The following is a 15,691-nucleotide window of genomic DNA, read 5'->3' as shown; positions in this document are numbered from 1 at the left end:
TGTCCTCAACTCGAAACAACGCGAAGCCTGTTCTTGACGCAACCGACCCCGCCGATCTTCTCGGCCACGACCCGGGCCGCCTCGCGCTTGGCCTCGCTCTCGACCTCGCCCCATAGGCAGACGATACCATCGTCGACGGTGACGTCTATGCTCTCGCGATCAAGTCCGAGATCACTCGTCAGCCGCGTGAACACCGCGCGCCGCTTCGCCTGGTCCCCGCTCGCCGCCACATCCGGAACGGATGTGGCCACCGCCCTCAGGATGTCGCTGCGGGTGACGATGCCGAGGATTTCGTCGCCCTGCATGACAGGGACACGGTTGACTTGATTGGCCGCCATGATGGCAGCGACGCGGTCAAGCGGCGTGTCGCCGTCGACCGTGACGAGTTTCCGCGTCATGACATCACCGACCTGCCAGCTGTGGCTCTTGATGAAACGCTCTGCCGAGGCATGCTGTTTTTCCGTCGAACTCCTCCACGCCGCCGGCCCCAGTTCGGCGCGCCGCAGGAGGTCACCCTCCGACAATACGCCAAGTAGCTGGCCTTGATCGTCTCGGACGAGCAGACCGCTAATGTGGTTTTCGAGCATAATGCGCGCGGCATGGCTAACGCTGTGCTCGGGGCTTATACTGATGACGCCTCGGGTCATGAAATCCTTTGCCTGCATGATTTTGCAACTCCCGCGCCAGATCGACGTTTCCAGTATAGTCACCCCGTGCGAGCCAGGATTGACGCGGGTCAATTGCGGGATTCGACTGTGCCCACGCGCCTTTGACCACGGTCAAGGAACGCATTGCGCCTTTGTTTCATGGTGTTGCCCATGCGCATCTTTGCACTGAACGGAACGAGACCTCTCGGACAGGAAATCGCCGCGAACGCCGGGGTTGCCCTCGCGGCGCACGAAGAACGCGATTTCGAGGATGGCGAACACAAGGCGCGGCCGCTCGTCAGCGTGCGGGGCGAAGATGTCTTCATCATCCATGCGCTCAACGGCAACAGGGATGGTTCGGCCAATGACAAGCTCCTGAAGCTGCTTTTCTTCATTGCCGCCTGTCGCGAAAACGGCGCCTCGCGGGTTACCGCTGTAGTCCCGTACCTTGCCTATGCGCGCAAGGACCGGCAAACCAAAGCGCGTGATCCCGTGACGACGCGCTATGTGGCTGAGCTCTTCGAGGCCGTCGGCACCGATCAGCTCGTGGCTTTCGACGTACACAATATCGCGGCCTTTCAGAACGCTTTCCGCTGCCGCACCTTACATCTGAGTGCAAAGGGCATGTTCGCCTCACGCATCTCGCAAAAGGTCCCCGAAGGGTCGGTTGCGATTTTCTCTCCCGACAGCGGTGGCGTTAAGCGCGCGCAGCTGCTCAAGGAGGCATATGAACGCGCGTCCGGCAAGGCTGCGCTGTTCGGCCTTCTCGAAAAGCGCCGCAGCCGAGGCATTGTTTCCGGCGAACTCTTTGCCGGAGAGGTCGAGAACGCGAACGTCTTCATCGTGGACGATATGATCAGCACCGGCGGCACGATGTTGAGGGCTGCTGAAGCGTGTCGGCAGCGGGGTGCCAAGGCCGTTTACGCGGTTGTGACACACGGGCTCTTCGGCAAGGGCGCCGAAGCGGCGCTGGCGCATCCCGCAATCGAGAGGACCATCGTGACCGATTCCGTGGCTCCCTTCCCGCTTGAGAGGGACCTCCTTCACTCCTCTGTCGAGGTGATCCCGAGCGCTCCGCTTTTTGCCGAGACCATCCGCCGGCTCGCCGACGGCGGCTCGATTTCCGCGCTTTTAGGCGACGACGAGTGACATGCGTTGCCGGGCGGCATTGAGATATGCAAGCGCCAAAGGCCGCCACTTCTCCGGTTTGCGTACCGGGTGCTCCAGAAGATGAACGAGGCAGAGCCTTGCCCTCAGCAAAGCACGAAATCCGCCGTAAAGAGCGATCAGGCGATCGTCCGGTCGTTCGCCAAGTACTTTGTCGAGCGCGGACAGAAGCAGTGGCGTGATCCAGCCGGCTCCCAGCACCTCGCATTCGAGCCCCAGGTAGTTCATCTCGTCGTAAGGATCGATGATCCGCATAGCGCGATTGAACTCGAGACAGTCGATGACCTGGGGCGGGTCGATGAGGCAGACATGCTCCGGCCTGAGGTCCCCATGCCCTTCTACGATCCGACCTTGCGCTATGCGCGCCTCTATCAGGCTGCGCATGTCACTGAGCCCCGCGCCGACCCATCCAATCAATGCATCGATTCCGGCGGTCGCCAGATCGAATTCCGGGCGCAGGAGCGTCTCCCGGTTTATCTCATGTTCTTCGAGTAGATGTCGGATATATACCGGGCCGTCGGCGATCTCCGGCGTGCTGTCACTATAGAAGCGGGCAAGTCGGTCAGCGATGCCGGCAATCTCGTCGGGCGCAATCCGGCTCGCCCCAATGCGGGCGTCCAGCATCTCGTCGGTCGGTAGCCGTCGCATCTCGACGAGCCAATCGGCAATCCGCTCAGCCGGCTTGAATGTCAGATAGCCGTCTTCGCTACAGTAAAGCGGTCTGACGGCAAGATAGGTGTCGCGGGCCAGTCGCCGGTTCAGCCGGAGTTCCTCGTTACAATAGAATTCTCGTGCTGCGATCGTGCTGAAATCCAGATAGGCTCGCTTTACTGGCTTTTTCAGCTTCAGCACCCAGCAATCGGCGATGAAAACCCAGGACATATGGGTTTCCTTCGTCATGATCCTGCCCGGAGGGTCGAAATAGGACGCCGGGTCGGCGAGGAATTGCACTTTGGCACCCAGTGCCGTCATCGCTTCAGTCCTGCTTCCCATCGCTCAACGCTCGGCACGCCACATCGTTCACTCGCCATCGGGACCTCAAGCCGACATGAGGCGGTTCAGAGTTCCTTCCGTGAGGAGAGAACGGGTCACGCCTCCCAATAGCCACTCGCGAAACCTGGTGTGTCCATAGGCTCCGGATACGATGAGATCCGCTCCATTCTGCCTGGAAATGTCCGCCAAGGCCTCGCCATCATGGCGATCGCCGGGGCTGAAGACTTCCGCACGGGCTCTCGCTCCGTGGTTGACCAGGTATCGGACAACATCGCCGGCACTGGCCGTCGCCAGATCCTGATCGCGGTCGGCAATCGTGGCAACAAGCACTTCCCGCGCATGGACGAGGAATGGCATCGCATCCACGACTGCGCGTCTCGCCTCGCGGGCATCCTTCCACGCGACGACGACGCTGTTGGCCCGTAATGGTTCGAGATCGTCCCGCGGGATGAGAACCGGCCGGCCGGCGGAGTGAACCAACTCACCGAGATCGACGGCGTCGCGGCCGTCGCATTCGCGGCTTCCAAGGCCCAGCCCGGCAATGACGAGATCCGCCGCCCGTGCGGCGATGGCCAGTTCCCGGGTCGGATCGCCGATCGTCGTGCGGAGTGAGCCGCCGCCTTCCCGCTCACTGTCGTCCTCGAATTCAGCCTTGAGCGCCACCAGCCGCCGTTCGATCTCCCTTGTCTCGAGGCGAAGGAACTCGTCGTCCAAGATCACGCCCGGTGGCGGTGCGGTGATCGGATGGATATCGCCCGCGGCGAAGCCGATCAGATTCGCGTCGAAGCGGGAGGCGAGCTCACGGGCGAACTTCAACTGCGGTGCTGCGCCGTTATAGATGCCAAGGTGTACCAGTATTGTGTTGTAGATCATCGCAGCGGCCTCAATTCTTCGTCACTGGCGAGAATAAGTCATCGACCGCGCCACCCGCCTTGACCGGCGTCAAGGGATCGGCCGCGAGTCGATCGCATGCCGTTTTGATGCGCGTCAAAGCGCCGTTTGCACCCTGCGCTTAAATACATCACAGCGCCGCGTGTCTCTTCCGAGGCGCAAAGGTCACTGTGACTCTTTGAACCTGCGCATCGAGCTTTCCGAAAATCGGGTACGATTCTCCGGTCGATGCACTAGTACTACAGTTGTAAATGAAGGCAAATCATGATTCTCTTCAAGGGGTTTCTTGAAGGGGATTTGGCATGTCTGTTTCGGAATGGTCGGGTTCGGGGATTTCCTGGGAAGGGGAACTGTCGGCGCTGAAGGCGCGTCTCGGCATGGTGTTCCGCCGTTCCGAGGCGCGGGAGGGCTGCGGGGCATTTATCGACGGGCTCTTGTCGGGGATTGAGCGCAAAACCGGCTGGCTTCTTGCCGAGCAAGCCGGCTTTGGGCGCCCGTGGCGGATCCAGGCACTGCTGGGGCGGTCGCAATGGGATGCGGACCGGTTGCGCGACATCGTTTGCGATTACGCCATTGAGGCGCTCGGCGATCGATCGGGCGTGCTGGTGGTGGACGAAACCGGTTTTTTGAAGAAGGGCACCCATTCGGTGGGGGTGGCGCGGCAGTATTCGGGCACCGCCGGCCGCATCGAGAACTGCCAGATCGGCGTGTTCGTCGCCTATGCCAGCCGCTTTGGCCAGACACTGATCGACCGACGGCTCTACCTGCCGGAAGCCTGGGCGAAAGACCAGGCGCGGCGCAAGGCGGCCGGTATTCCCCAGGAGACGGAATTCTTGACCAAGCCGGCGATGGCGCGCGCCATGTTGGCTGAAGCGCTTGATCGTGGTGTGCCATGCGCCTGGGTTCTGGCTGATGCGGTCTATGGCGGCGATTACCAGACGCGCCGGATGCTCGAGGAGCGTCGGCAGCCTTATGTGCTTGCGGTGCGCTCCAACCATACCTTACGGATGCTGACCGATCAGGGGCTGCTGCAGACGGATCCGAAAGAGATGGCCGGGGAACTGCCCGCTGCGGCCTGGGCCGCCTGTCCGGCCGGTGAAGGCGCCAAGGGATTGCGTCTCTATCACTGGGCACGCATAGCTCTGCCTTATGCCGTTGAGGAAGGCTATGCCCGCTATGTCCTCATCCGCAAAAGCCGCACGGATCCGCACGCCCTCAGCTATTATCTGGTCTTTGCGCCCGCCGAGGCCACGCTTGCGGAACTGGCCGGGGCGGCAGGTTTGCGCTGGACAATCGAGGAATGCTTCCAGCGCGCCAAGGATGATCTCGGCCTTGACCATTGCGAAGCCCGCTCCTGGCACGGCTGGCATCGCCACATGACGCTCGTCATGGCGGCCGCCGCCTTCCTCGCCAAGCTCGGCGCCGATCTACGCCGCGCGACCTGCGGCAAACCGAACGAAACGAGTCCAAATCCGCCAATCGCTGCCTGACGCGTAAGCTCAGACTCATTCCCACCGTTGCCGAAATCCGCACCCTCATCGCTCGGCTGATCATGCGAAAGCCCGCAAAGCGGGCTTTCATTCTCGCCTGGTCTCTCTGGCGACGAACCCATCAGGCGCAGGCCATGCTCGCCCATTACAGAAAACGAGGTCATTTGCAACTGTAGTACTAGGGAACGGAGCGTGGGAACATGGCTCACAAGCAAGTGCTTTTCCATTCTGCGGCTCGAGAGAAGATCTTGAGGGGCACCACGCAACTGGCGGATGCGGTACGCGTCACGCTCGGCCCCCGCTCGAAGGCCGTCCTGATCGAAAGAAAGTGGGGAATCCCGATCGTCTGCAATGACGGCGTGACCATTGCGAAGGAGTTCGATCTCAAGGATCCTGAAGAAAATCTCGGGGCACGGATGCTGCGGCAGGCAGCGGAAAAGACTGGGGAAATCGTTGGCGACGGGACGACCACGTCGACCATCCTCGCTCAGGCGATCTTCGCCGATGGCCTGAGAAACGTCGTCGCGGGTGCAAGCGCAATCGACATCAAGCACGGACTCGACCGAGCCCTGAAACGTGCCATCGCCGAACTGAAGAAGAATTCCCGTCCCGTTTCAGAAAAGCGCGAGAAGGAGCAGGTCGCGACGATCTCCGCCCATAATGACACGCAGATCGGCGCGCTGGTCGGCGAGGCAATGGAAAAGGTCGGAGACGACGGCGTGATCAGCGTCGAGGAATCGAAGTCGACCGAGACCATTCTCGAGGTGGTCGAGGGCATGCAGTTCGATCGCGGTTACATCTCACCCTATTTTGTCACCGACGCCGAGCGAATGGAGGTCGTGCTCGAAGGAGCGGCGGTCCTCCTGTTCGACCGAAAGATCAACTCCCTCAAGGACTGCGTGCAATTGCTGGAGGCCGTCGCGAAATCCGGAACACCGCTGCTGATCATCGCCGAAGATGTCGAGACGGAAGCGCTGGCGACGCTCATCGTCAACCAGATGCGCGGAACGCTCAGGAATTGCGCGGTCAAGGCGCCGGGCTTCGGAGACCGCCGCAAGGCGCTGCTGCAGGACATCGCCATTCTCACGGGCGGTCAGCTCATCTCCGAGGAGCTGGGCATAACTCTCGAAACCGTCGCTTTCGAGCAGCTCGGCCGCGCCGAGCGAGTCGTCGTCACGAAAGAGACTACGACGATCATCGGCGGGGCCGGAGACAAGAAGGCGATCAGTGCGCGCACCGAGCAAATACGGCGAGAAATAGTGACGACGACCAGCAGCTACGATCGCGAGAAGCTCGAAGAGCGACTGGCCAAGCTTTCAGGCGGCGTTGCCGTGATCAAGGTGGGGGCTGCGACCGAGGCGGAGCTGAAGTCGAAGAAGGAGGCGCTCGACGATGCGATCAGCGCGACCAAGGCCGCCGTGGCCGAAGGCATCCTGCCCGGTGGGGGACTTGCCCTGCTACGCTGCATCCGGGCTGTCGAGGAAGAAGAAAAGGCTTGCGAGGGAGACGAGCGCACAGGCGTCCAGATCCTCAGGCGGGCGCTGGAGCTGCCAGCCCGGCAGATCGCCGAAAATTCGTCGACCGACGGTGGTGTGGTGGTCGCCAAGATGCTGGAGGGCAAAGGTAATTTTGGTTTTGACGCGGGCCGGAAAGTCTATGTCGACCTGGTCGCGGCCGGCATCATCGATCCCACGAAGGTCGTCCGCGTTGCGCTCGAAAACGCGGTTTCCGTTGCAAGCGTTCTGTTGCTGACCGAGGCAACGATGACCGAAATCCCCGAAGTGCCGAAGGAAGGCTTGTCCGAGGCCGCGATGCAGGCGTAGTCCTTGCCCCAACAACCTTCAAAGGAATTGGCCACGCCGACGCGGCCTGAACCGCGACGTGGACGATTTCGTTCTACCCTCCCGTTTTCGCCTTCTCCGCCGCTGCCACGATCCCCTTCACCGCGACGAAGCTGTCGGGCGTGACGGACACGGAATCGATGCCGCATTCGACCAGGAAGGCCGCAAAGTCGGGGTGGTCGCTCGGCGCCTGACCGCACAGACCGATCTTCGCCCCGGCCTGTCTGGCATCGGTGATGACCTTAGCAATCATCCATTTCACCGCCTCGTCCTGCTCATTGAAGGAGGGGGCGAGATCTGCGGAGTCGCGGTCGACCCCGAGTGTCAGTTGCGTCAGATCGTTGGAGCCGATCGAAAAGCCGTCGAAAGAGCGCGCAAAGGCGGTCGCCAGGACGACGTTCGAGGGTATTTCGCACATGACATAGATCTCCAGGCCGTCGGCGCCCCGCGCGAGGCCGTTTTCGGCCATGACGGCAAGCACCTTTTCCGCCTCGGCCACCGAGCGGCAGAACGGGATCATGACGACGACGTTCCGAAAACCCATCGTCTCGCGCAGCCGCTTGATCGCCCGGCACTCGAGCGCGAAGCCGTCGCGGTATTTCGGCGAGTAGTAGCGCGATGCGCCGCGAAAGCCGATCATCGGATTTTCTTCTTGCGGCTCGAACTCCGCCCCGCCGCATAGGCCGGCATATTCGTTGGTCTTGAAATCGCTCATACGGACGATGATCGGATGCGGGTAGGCGACAGCGGCGAGCCGTGCGAGCCCTTGTGCGAGTTGGTCGACAAAATAGTCGGTCCTCTCCGGATAGCCCGCTGTCAGTGCGGCAATCCTCTCCTGCGCCAGTCGGTCCTTCAGACGTTCGAAGTGCACGAGTGCCATCGGGTGGACCTGGATCGCATTGCTGATCACGAATTCCATGCGTGCCAAACCGATCCCGTCGGCGGGAAGCCTCCACCAGCGCGAGGCGGATTGCGGATCAGCGAGGTTGAGCATCACTTTCGTACGCGTCTCGGGTATCTCCGCGAGGCTGATCGTCTCCGCCTTGAACTCGGCACGTCCCTCGTAGATGAAGCCCTCGTCACCTTCGGCACAGGAGACCGTGACGACGGTCCCGGGGCGCAATGCCTCCGTCGCATTCTCCGCTCCGACGATTGCCGGGACGCCGAGCTCCCGGCTGACGATCGCGGCATGGGAAGTGCGGCCCCCATGGTCGGTGACGATGGCCGAAGCACGCTTCATCACCGGCACCCAATCGGGATCGGTGGTCGTGGTGACGAGAATGGCGCCATCAACGAATTCGCCGATGTCTTCGGGACGGTCGATCAGGCACACCGGCCCTGCCGCAATAGCATTGCCGATCGCCAATCCCTTTGCCAGGAGGCGGCCCTTCTTGCCGAGATGATACGTCGGGAGCAGTCCGGGGGCCGCTCTCGCCTGCACCGTTTCGGGCCGCGCCTGCACGATGCAAATCCTGTTGTGGCGGCCGTCCTTTGCCCATTCGATATCCATCGGGCAGCCGTAATGCTCCTCGATCGCGACCGCCCATCGCGCGAGCGTCAAGATCTCCTCGTCGCTCAAGACGAGGCTCGCCTGTTCCTCTGCCGACGTCGGGACGCCGCGCGTCGGCGCGTCGGAGTCACCATAGATGAGTTTGCTGGCCTTGGTACCGCGTCTCTTCTGGATGATCGGCGCAAGTGCCGCATCGGTGAGCAGCGGTTTGAAGACGCGATATTCGTCAGGATCGACAACGCCCTTGACGACATATTCGCCGAGCCCCCAGGTGGCGTTGATCAGCACGACCTTGTCGAAGCCGGTCTCGGTTTCGATCGAGAACATGACGCCGGCGCCGCCGAGATCGGAACGAACCATCTGCTGAACGCCCACGGACAGCGCCACTTTCATGTGGTCGAAGCCGTTAGTCTTGCGGTAGCTGATGGCGCGATCGGTAAAGAGCGAAGCATAGCAGCGCCGGCAGGCATCCATCAGGGCGCCCTCGCCAACGACATTGAGAAAGCTCTCCTGCTGTCCGGCAAAGCTCGCCGTCGGCAGATCTTCCGCAGTGGCGCTCGAACGAACGGCAACCGAAGCGACCCCGACGTCGAGCTTTCGCGAGAGTTCGCGATAGGCGGCAATGATCTCTTCTTCGATGTCGTTGGGCCAGCGTCCGGCAAGGATGGTCTTGCGGATCGCGGCGCCCGTTTCGGCAAGCGACGCCTCGCCGCTCTCCCAGTTCCGAAGCAGGGCGACGATTGGCGCTCGCAGACCGTTTGCGTCAATGAAGCGCCAATAGGCCTCAGCAGTGGTCGCAAAGCCGGTAGGCACCTCGATGCCGCGCGAAGACAGGGCGGCAATCATCTCTCCGAGGGAAGCGTTCTTGCCGCCGACCCTGGCAATCTCGTGTCGATGCACATTCTCGAACCAGATGACTGCTGCGATCATTCATCTCTCCCGTCTTTGGCACTCAGACAATAGTCCTGCTGGGCCGGCGCGACGTTGATGTCCATCAAAGCGGAAGGTTCTCCCGGCGCTAACCGGCCTGTGGCCGATCTATTCGAAGGCCGACGAGCGAAGTTGCATCGATGTTTGACGCCGATCAATGAGCAGATCCAAAGACGGCAGTTAAATCGCCCTAACTGGCAGCAACCAAGCGATGGCAAAGCGGCCAGTTGGCTTGGCGTTCCAATCCGACCACGGCCAAATCTCACACACCATGGAGGACCAGTCATGGCTGAGAAAGCAACGAAACTTCCCGTCAAGACGGAAGAGAAAGCGGTCAAGCATGGCGCAGAATCATGGCTTCCGTTTGAAGGCCTTCGCTCCGAAATCGACCGCCTGTTCGACGAGTTTACCCCGTCGCTCTGGCGCCGCCCCTTCGGGTCCGCGCTCATGCAGCGCATGCCGCGCATTCCGGAATGGGCTATCGCCCCGGCTGTCGACGTCGCGGAGACGGAGAAGGCTTACGAGATCACCGCCGAATTGCCCGGCATCGAGGAGAAGGACATCGAGGTAAAGATCTCGAACGGGAGCCTGTCGATCAAGGGCAAGAAGCAGGAGACGAAGGAAGAGAAGGGCAAGGAGTACTTCGTTTCCGAGCGCCGTTATGGATCGTTTCAGCGCGCCTTCCAGGTGCCGGAGGGCGTCGACACCGACAAGGTCGAGGCAGCCTTCGCAAAGGGGGTGCTGACAATCACCCTGCCTAAGAGCGAGGACGCGCAAAAGAAGGAGCGCAAGATCACTGTGAAAGCCGCCTAGCGCATGGCCTATGTTTCTAGCGGCGAAACGCTCCCGCGCGGACGCGTCTCGCCGCCGCTTAAAATGGAGGAAACCCATGTCTTTCAAGACGATACTCGCGGTCATCGGCGCCTCGCGCGGCGACGAGGACCTGCGGATTGCCGCCGATCTCTGCGGTCAGGCCGGCGCGCATCTGAGCGTGCTCGTCGCGGCGTGGGCGCCAGAACCGATGGGGCGCTATCCGACAATGACCCCGGCATGGGTGGAGCAACGCGACCGAAGCGTACAGGCGCTAAAGGAACGCGTCAGGCAGGCACGCGACCTGCTCGGCCGGCGCGAAATCTCCTACGATGTCGACAGCGTCTATTCGGAAGTTGCGGCAGCTGACTACGATATAGGCGAACGGTCGATCTACTGCGATCTCCTCCTGGTTGGCCCCGATGCCTTTGCCGATGCAGATCTGAAGCGACAGGTTGTCGGCGGCGGGCCGCTTCAGTCCGGTCGCCCGCTCTTGCTGATCCCGCCCGACACAAAGCCGACGCTGCAGCCTAAGACCGTGCTGCTGGCTTGGGATTCACGGGCGCAATCCGCGCGTGCTGCGCGGGAAGCGCTGGAGATGATGACCAAGGCCGATTCCGTACACGTCACGATGGTCGATCCAACGGCATCGCTCAGGGGGAGCGGCGATGAACCCGGTGCGGATGTTGCCGCCTATCTCGCCCGACAGGGCATCAATGTGACGGTCGATGCATTGCCGAGCGGCGGAAAGACGGTGGCGCAGGTTCTCCAGCAGCACGCGGTCGATGTGTCCGCCGATATCATCGTGATGGGCGCCTATGGCCACTCCCGATTGCGTGAATTCATCTTCGGTGGCGTAACCCGATCGATGCTCGATGAAACGAAACTCCCCGTCTTGATGGCGCGGTGAGCGCTGAGAAACAAAGAACCTCTTGAAATCTCCCATTTCGGAGATGGGGCGCTATCTCTCTGCACGACACCCGGATGCGAATTCGTGGACTGCAGCGCCGCGCGTCCAAACAGACACATGTCTTTGTCCTTAACCCAGGGTCAATTCCAGGAGGCATGAGTAGCCGCGATGCCTTGCCAACCAGGGAGTATCGGTGGAGAACGAGACACCGGCCATAGCCCTTGAGGCGCGCGATCTCACCAAGACCTATCGCATGGGAACGGTGGAGGTCCATGCGTTGCGCGGCGTCGACGTCGAGCTCCGTGAGGGCGAGCTGATGGTGCTGCTTGGGCCCTCCGGAAGCGGCAAATCGACCCTCCTCAACATTCTCGGCGGCCTCGATACGCCGACAAGCGGCACGGTCCTGTTTCGCGACCGTGCCCTTTTGCTTGGCAGGGAGCGCGCGATGAACCTCTACCGGCGCAACCATGTCGGTTTCGTCTTCCAGTTCTACAATCTCATTCCGAGCCTGACCGCGCGCGAAAACGTCTCGCTGGTGACTGAGATCGCCAGAGATCCGATGCCGCCGAGCGAAGCGCTGGCTATGGTCGGCCTCGCCGACCGGATGGATCATTTTCCCGCACAGCTCTCCGGCGGCGAGCAGCAGAGGGTCGCCATCGCCCGCGCCATCGCGAAGCGGCCCGACCTGCTGCTTTGCGACGAACCCACGGGTGCACTTGACAGCAAGACGGGCATTCTCGTGCTCGATGCGATCCTCAGGATCAATCGGGAGCTCGGAACAACCACGGCGCTCATAACCCACAATGCGGTGATTGCCGAGATTGCCAATCGCGTGCTCTACTTCGCCGACGGGCGCATCGTCGAGACGCGGCGAAACACCGTTCAGCGCGCGCCAGCCGAACTCTCCTGGTAGTATCATGAGCAGTCTCGACCAAAAACTCCTCCGTGGCCTCTGGCAGTTGAAGGCCCAGGTCCTGGCGATCGCTCTCGTGATCGCTTCAGGCACGGCGTTGCTCATCATGGCGCTGACCACCATTGAAGCGCTCGAAGAGACCACCACCGCCTATTACGAACGGACCCGTTTCGCCGACGTCTTCGCCCGGGCGAAACGCGCTCCCGAGTATCTCGGACGCGACATCGCCGAAATGCCGGGCGTGCGGCTGGCCGAAACGCGTATCGTCGATGGCGCCCTCCTCGACATGCCCGGCTATTCCGAGCCGGTCGTCGCCCAACTGATTTCGCTCCCCGAGCACGGGCCGCAGCTCCTGAACGCGCTGGTGATCCGCTCCGGACGTCTTGTCGACCCGAACCGGCCGGACGAGGTGGTCGTCAGCGAGCCCTTCGCCGATGCGCATGGATTGAAGCCCGGCGACACTTTCGACGCAATCCTCAGAGGAAACAAACGCAGGCTCCAGGTGGTCGGCACTGCGCTGAGCCCGGAATTCGTCTATGCCATCGCCCCGGGTGGGCTCATGCCGGACGACGAGCGTTTCGGCGTTCTATGGATGGGGAGAGATGCGCTGGCGGCCGCCTTCGACCTCCAATCTGCCTTCAACAGCGTGACCGTGAGCCTGCTGCCGGGCGCGGACCCCAGGGACGTCATCCGGCGTCTCGACAGCCTGCTGGCCCCCTTCGGCGGCATCGGAGCTTATGGGCGCGCCGACCAGACTTCGAACTGGTTCCTCCAGAGCGAGATCGCTCAGCAGAAGAACATGTCGAAGATCATGCCGACCATCTTCCTTGCGGTCGCTGCCTTCCTGACGAACATGGTGATGGCGCGTCTGATCGAGACCGAGCGCCGGGAAATCGGTCTCCTGAAGGCCTTTGGCTACGGCAACCTGGCGATTGGCTGGCATTACGCCAAGATGGTCCTCGCCATCGGAGCGCTCGGCATCCTGATCGGGTCCATTCTCGGCGCCTGGCTCGGCCATTGGAATACCGAGCTCTATACGCAGTTCTATCGCTTTCCCTTCCTTCTCTATCGGCCGAGCCCCGACGGTTTCGTGATCGCCGGTGCGATCAGCCTTGCCGCCGCGCTGGCGGGCAGCCTCTTCGCTGTGCGTCGCGCCGTACGCCTGCCGCCGGCAGAGGCAATGCTGCCACCCTCCCCGCCGATCTATCGGCGCAGCTGGGCCTCGCGAACTGCGCTGGCGGGTGCCTTGGACGAACCGTCGCGGATGATCCTGCGGCGCATCATCCGCTGGCCGGCGCGGGCATTCCTGGCAAGTCTCGGCCTCGCCATGTCCATCTCCGTGCTGATCATGGCGCTGCAATGGGTGGACGCCATCGACTCCCTCGTCGAAACCGTCTTCGAGCGAGGGCAGCATCAGGACGCATCCGTAGCCTTTAGCGACCTGCAACCGATCGACACGGTCAGGGGCTTCGAGAACCTGCCTGGAGTGCTGGCTGCGGAGCCTTACCGCTATGTTTCGACACGCATTGGTCACGGACACCTTGTCGAGCGACAAGGCATTATCGGTGTACCGCAGGGCGCAATTTTGAGCCCGGTTTTCGACAACGAGCGCGGTCGCATCGAGGTCCCGCCCGACGGGCTCGTTCTCTCGCGCAAGCTTGCCGAACTCCTCGAGGTCGAAACCGGCGACACCGTCGCCATTGAAATGCTGGAAGGGCGCCAGCATCGCGTGAACCTGCCGGTGGCGCAGATCTTCGACACCTATATCGGTACGCCCGCCTATATGGACATGGCCGCGCTCAACCGCTTGGCCGGCGACGGCCGGGTCGTCAGCGGACTGCATATCCGTGTCGATGCGCCAAGCCGCGCGGCCTTGCTGACTCGGCTCAAGGACATCCCCAATGTCGCGGCGGTTCTTTTCCGGCAGGCCGCCATCGACACCTTCTACAAGACGATGGGCGAAACCATCTTCATCTTCATCGGCTTCTTCGTTGCCTTTTCGCTGACGCTCTCCGTCGGCGTCACCTACAATTCGATCCGCATCGCCCTTTCGGAACGGGCGCGCGAGCTCGCGACGCTCCGCGTTCTCGGCTTCAGTCGTTGGGAGATATCCTACATTCTTCTCGGCGAGGTCGGCATTCTGACCTGGATCTCCATCCCGCTCGGCGGGGTCATCGGCTTCAGTCTGGCCTGGTACATGACGAGCGCCTTCGAGACGGAACTTTACCGCGTTCCGCTCGTGCTTCATGACGCCACCTATGGCAAGGCCGCTCTGATCGCGCTTGCGGCCGCGCTGACCTGCGCCGCTATCGTGCGCCGCCGGCTGGACCGCCTGGACCTGATCGCGGTGCTGAAAACGAGGGAGTAGCCTTTGAGCGTGGCAAAACGCAGACTGGTGATCTGGGGTGGCTTGCTGGGCGTGCTGGCAGCCGCCATCGCCTACGCATTGAGGCCCCAGCCGATCCCGGTCGATCTCACGACGGCCACGACCGGCATGCTGCGCGTGACCATAGACGAGGAAGGCGAAACTCGGGTACGCGATGTCTACACACTGCACGCTCCGCTGCGCGGCCAGTTGCATCGGATAACGATGGATGCAGGGGACGCGGTGAAGGCAGGAGAAACGCAATTGGCGCAGATCGAGCCTGCGGCACCGGCTTTCCTCGATGCTCGGACGGAAGCCGAGCAGCAGGCGGCGGTCGAAGCCGCGCGAGCGGCCTACAACCTTGCCGAAGCCGAACTCAACAAAGCCAGGGCCGACCTGACCTTTGCGCAGAGCGATCGTGCGCGCGCCCGTCAGTTGATCCAGCGCAACACGATTTCGCAGCGGGCGCTCGACGACGCCGAACGCGCGTTCAGTGTCGCGGAAGCCAATCTTGCTACGGCCGAAGCGGCGCTCAATGTCAGGCGCCACGAGCTCCAACAGGCCCAGTCCCGCCTGCTTTCCCGCCAAGAGATCAGGAGCCGCAGCGGGGACTGTGAATGTGTTCCGCTGACGGCACCGGTCGATGGCGTTGTGCTGCAAGTCATGCGCCGTAGCGAAGGCGTCGTGGAAGCCGGTACGCCCCTGCTCGAGATCGGAGATCCCAAGGATCTAGAAATCGTCGTCAACATGCTCTCGGAGGACGCGGTCAAGATCAGGTCCGGGCAGGACGCTATCGTTACCGGCTGGGGCGGCCCGGATCTGAAGGCGACCGTGCGGCGGATCGAGCCGTTCGCCGTGACCGAGGTCTCGGCGCTCGGCATCGAAGAGCAGCGGGTGGACGTGAGACTCGACTTTGCCGATCCGCCGGAGCGCTGGACTCCCCTCGGCCACGGCTATCGCGTCGACGTTCAGGTTATCCTTTTCGAAGGCGACGTGCTCCGGCTGCCGCTGGGAGCCCTGTTCCGGCGAGGAGAAGACTGGGCCGTGTTCGTCGTAGAGGGGCAGCGGGCTGAACTGCGCCTTGTCGGAATCGGCCACAGAAACAGCCTTTCGGTGGAAATTCGCGAGGGGCTGCAGCAGGGAGAGAGGGTCATCCTCTATCCAAGCGACCGCATCGAGGCCGGCGTCTCCGTGGTCGCGCGCTGAGAAGCTGGACCTTGGGCC

12 protein-coding genes are annotated in these 15,691 nt (G+C 62.2%); 8 read left to right on the top strand and 4 right to left on the bottom strand.

Annotated features, from left to right (window positions below; translation table 11 throughout):
- Positions 1 to 5: 5 nt before the first annotated feature.
- Positions 6 to 740, bottom strand: a complete 735-nt coding sequence (locus tag AC4P1R_RS17605) for a CBS domain-containing protein (RefSeq protein ID WP_492178365.1) — start codon at positions 738 to 740, stop codon at positions 6 to 8.
- 78 nt (positions 741 to 818) lie between these two features.
- Between AC4P1R_RS17605 and AC4P1R_RS17600 the strand changes: the two genes are divergently transcribed.
- On the top strand, positions 819 to 1,796 hold the full coding sequence (locus AC4P1R_RS17600; protein WP_273360603.1) for a ribose-phosphate pyrophosphokinase: 978 nt from the start codon (positions 819 to 821) through the stop codon (positions 1,794 to 1,796).
- Here the strand turns inward: AC4P1R_RS17600 and AC4P1R_RS17595 are convergent.
- The gene (locus AC4P1R_RS17595) at positions 1,779 to 2,786 is read right to left on the bottom strand and encodes a hypothetical protein (protein ID WP_273360601.1); all 1,008 of its coding nucleotides are present in this window, start codon (positions 2,784 to 2,786) and stop codon (positions 1,779 to 1,781) included. The genes AC4P1R_RS17600 and AC4P1R_RS17595 overlap by 18 nt on opposite strands.
- A 66-nt stretch (positions 2,787 to 2,852) precedes the next feature.
- Positions 2,853 to 3,680, bottom strand: a complete 828-nt coding sequence (locus AC4P1R_RS17590; RefSeq protein ID WP_069460105.1) for a universal stress protein — start codon at positions 3,678 to 3,680, stop codon at positions 2,853 to 2,855.
- A gap of 320 nt (positions 3,681 to 4,000) precedes the next feature.
- Here AC4P1R_RS17590 and AC4P1R_RS17585 point away from each other — a divergent pair, with 320 nt between their 5' ends.
- Together AC4P1R_RS17585 and groL are read left to right on the top strand one after the other, a co-directional pair.
- Entirely contained in the window at positions 4,001 to 5,188 is a 1,188-nt protein-coding gene (locus AC4P1R_RS17585) for an IS701 family transposase (RefSeq protein ID WP_151614010.1), read from the top strand.
- A 200-nt stretch (positions 5,189 to 5,388) separates the two neighbouring features.
- Positions 5,389 to 7,011, top strand: a complete 1,623-nt coding sequence (gene groL / locus AC4P1R_RS17580) for a chaperonin GroEL (protein WP_492178364.1) — start codon at positions 5,389 to 5,391, stop codon at positions 7,009 to 7,011.
- Between the two features lie 73 nt (positions 7,012 to 7,084).
- On the opposite strand, the gene ppsA is transcribed toward groL, so the two are convergent.
- Positions 7,085 to 9,469: a phosphoenolpyruvate synthase gene (gene ppsA, locus AC4P1R_RS17575; protein ID WP_069460103.1), complete on the bottom strand. Its 2,385-nt coding sequence runs from the start codon at positions 9,467 to 9,469 to the stop codon at positions 7,085 to 7,087.
- A gap of 285 nt (positions 9,470 to 9,754) precedes the next feature.
- On the opposite strand from ppsA, the gene AC4P1R_RS17570 reads away from it, so the two are divergent.
- From AC4P1R_RS17570 to AC4P1R_RS17550, 5 genes are all read left to right on the top strand, one after another.
- Positions 9,755 to 10,282 (top strand): Hsp20/alpha crystallin family protein, encoded by a 528-nt coding sequence (locus tag AC4P1R_RS17570; RefSeq protein WP_069460102.1) that lies wholly within the window; start codon positions 9,755 to 9,757, stop codon positions 10,280 to 10,282.
- Positions 10,283 to 10,358: 76 nt separating this feature from the next.
- Positions 10,359 to 11,189, top strand: coding sequence for a universal stress protein (locus tag AC4P1R_RS17565; protein ID WP_069460101.1), 831 nt, complete (start codon positions 10,359 to 10,361; stop codon positions 11,187 to 11,189).
- Between the two features lie 193 nt (positions 11,190 to 11,382).
- Complete coding sequence (locus AC4P1R_RS17560) at positions 11,383 to 12,102, top strand: ABC transporter ATP-binding protein (RefSeq protein ID WP_069460100.1); 720 nt, start codon at positions 11,383 to 11,385, stop codon at positions 12,100 to 12,102.
- Between the two features lie 4 nt (positions 12,103 to 12,106).
- Positions 12,107 to 14,470: an ABC transporter permease gene (locus AC4P1R_RS17555; RefSeq protein ID WP_069460099.1), complete on the top strand. Its 2,364-nt coding sequence runs from the start codon at positions 12,107 to 12,109 to the stop codon at positions 14,468 to 14,470.
- Positions 14,471 to 14,473: 3 nt separating this feature from the next.
- Positions 14,474 to 15,673 (top strand): efflux RND transporter periplasmic adaptor subunit, encoded by a 1,200-nt coding sequence (locus AC4P1R_RS17550; RefSeq protein WP_069460098.1) that lies wholly within the window; start codon positions 14,474 to 14,476, stop codon positions 15,671 to 15,673.
- The last annotated feature ends 18 nt before the right edge of the window (positions 15,674 to 15,691 follow it).

Source organism: Sinorhizobium sp. Y406 (assembly GCF_058732025.1).
Note: the sequence above shows the minus strand (reverse complement) of the source record. Positions and strands in the feature narration are given on the sequence as shown.

Coding starts and splice junctions, on each gene's coding strand:
- ppsA (WP_069460103.1), bottom strand. CDS start 9,469: ATGATCGCAGCAGTCATCTGGTTCGAGAATGTGCATCGACACGAGATT.
- AC4P1R_RS17565 (WP_069460101.1), top strand. CDS start 10,359: ATGTCTTTCAAGACGATACTCGCGGTCATCGGCGCCTCGCGCGGCGAC.
- AC4P1R_RS17570 (WP_069460102.1), top strand. CDS start 9,755: ATGGCTGAGAAAGCAACGAAACTTCCCGTCAAGACGGAAGAGAAAGCG.
- AC4P1R_RS17600 (WP_273360603.1), top strand. CDS start 819: ATGCGCATCTTTGCACTGAACGGAACGAGACCTCTCGGACAGGAAATC.
- AC4P1R_RS17595 (WP_273360601.1), bottom strand. CDS start 2,786: ATGACGGCACTGGGTGCCAAAGTGCAATTCCTCGCCGACCCGGCGTCC.
- AC4P1R_RS17590 (WP_069460105.1), bottom strand. CDS start 3,680: ATGATCTACAACACAATACTGGTACACCTTGGCATCTATAACGGCGCA.
- groL (WP_492178364.1), top strand. CDS start 5,389: ATGGCTCACAAGCAAGTGCTTTTCCATTCTGCGGCTCGAGAGAAGATC.
- AC4P1R_RS17555 (WP_069460099.1), top strand. CDS start 12,107: ATGAGCAGTCTCGACCAAAAACTCCTCCGTGGCCTCTGGCAGTTGAAG.
- AC4P1R_RS17585 (WP_151614010.1), top strand. CDS start 4,001: ATGTCTGTTTCGGAATGGTCGGGTTCGGGGATTTCCTGGGAAGGGGAA.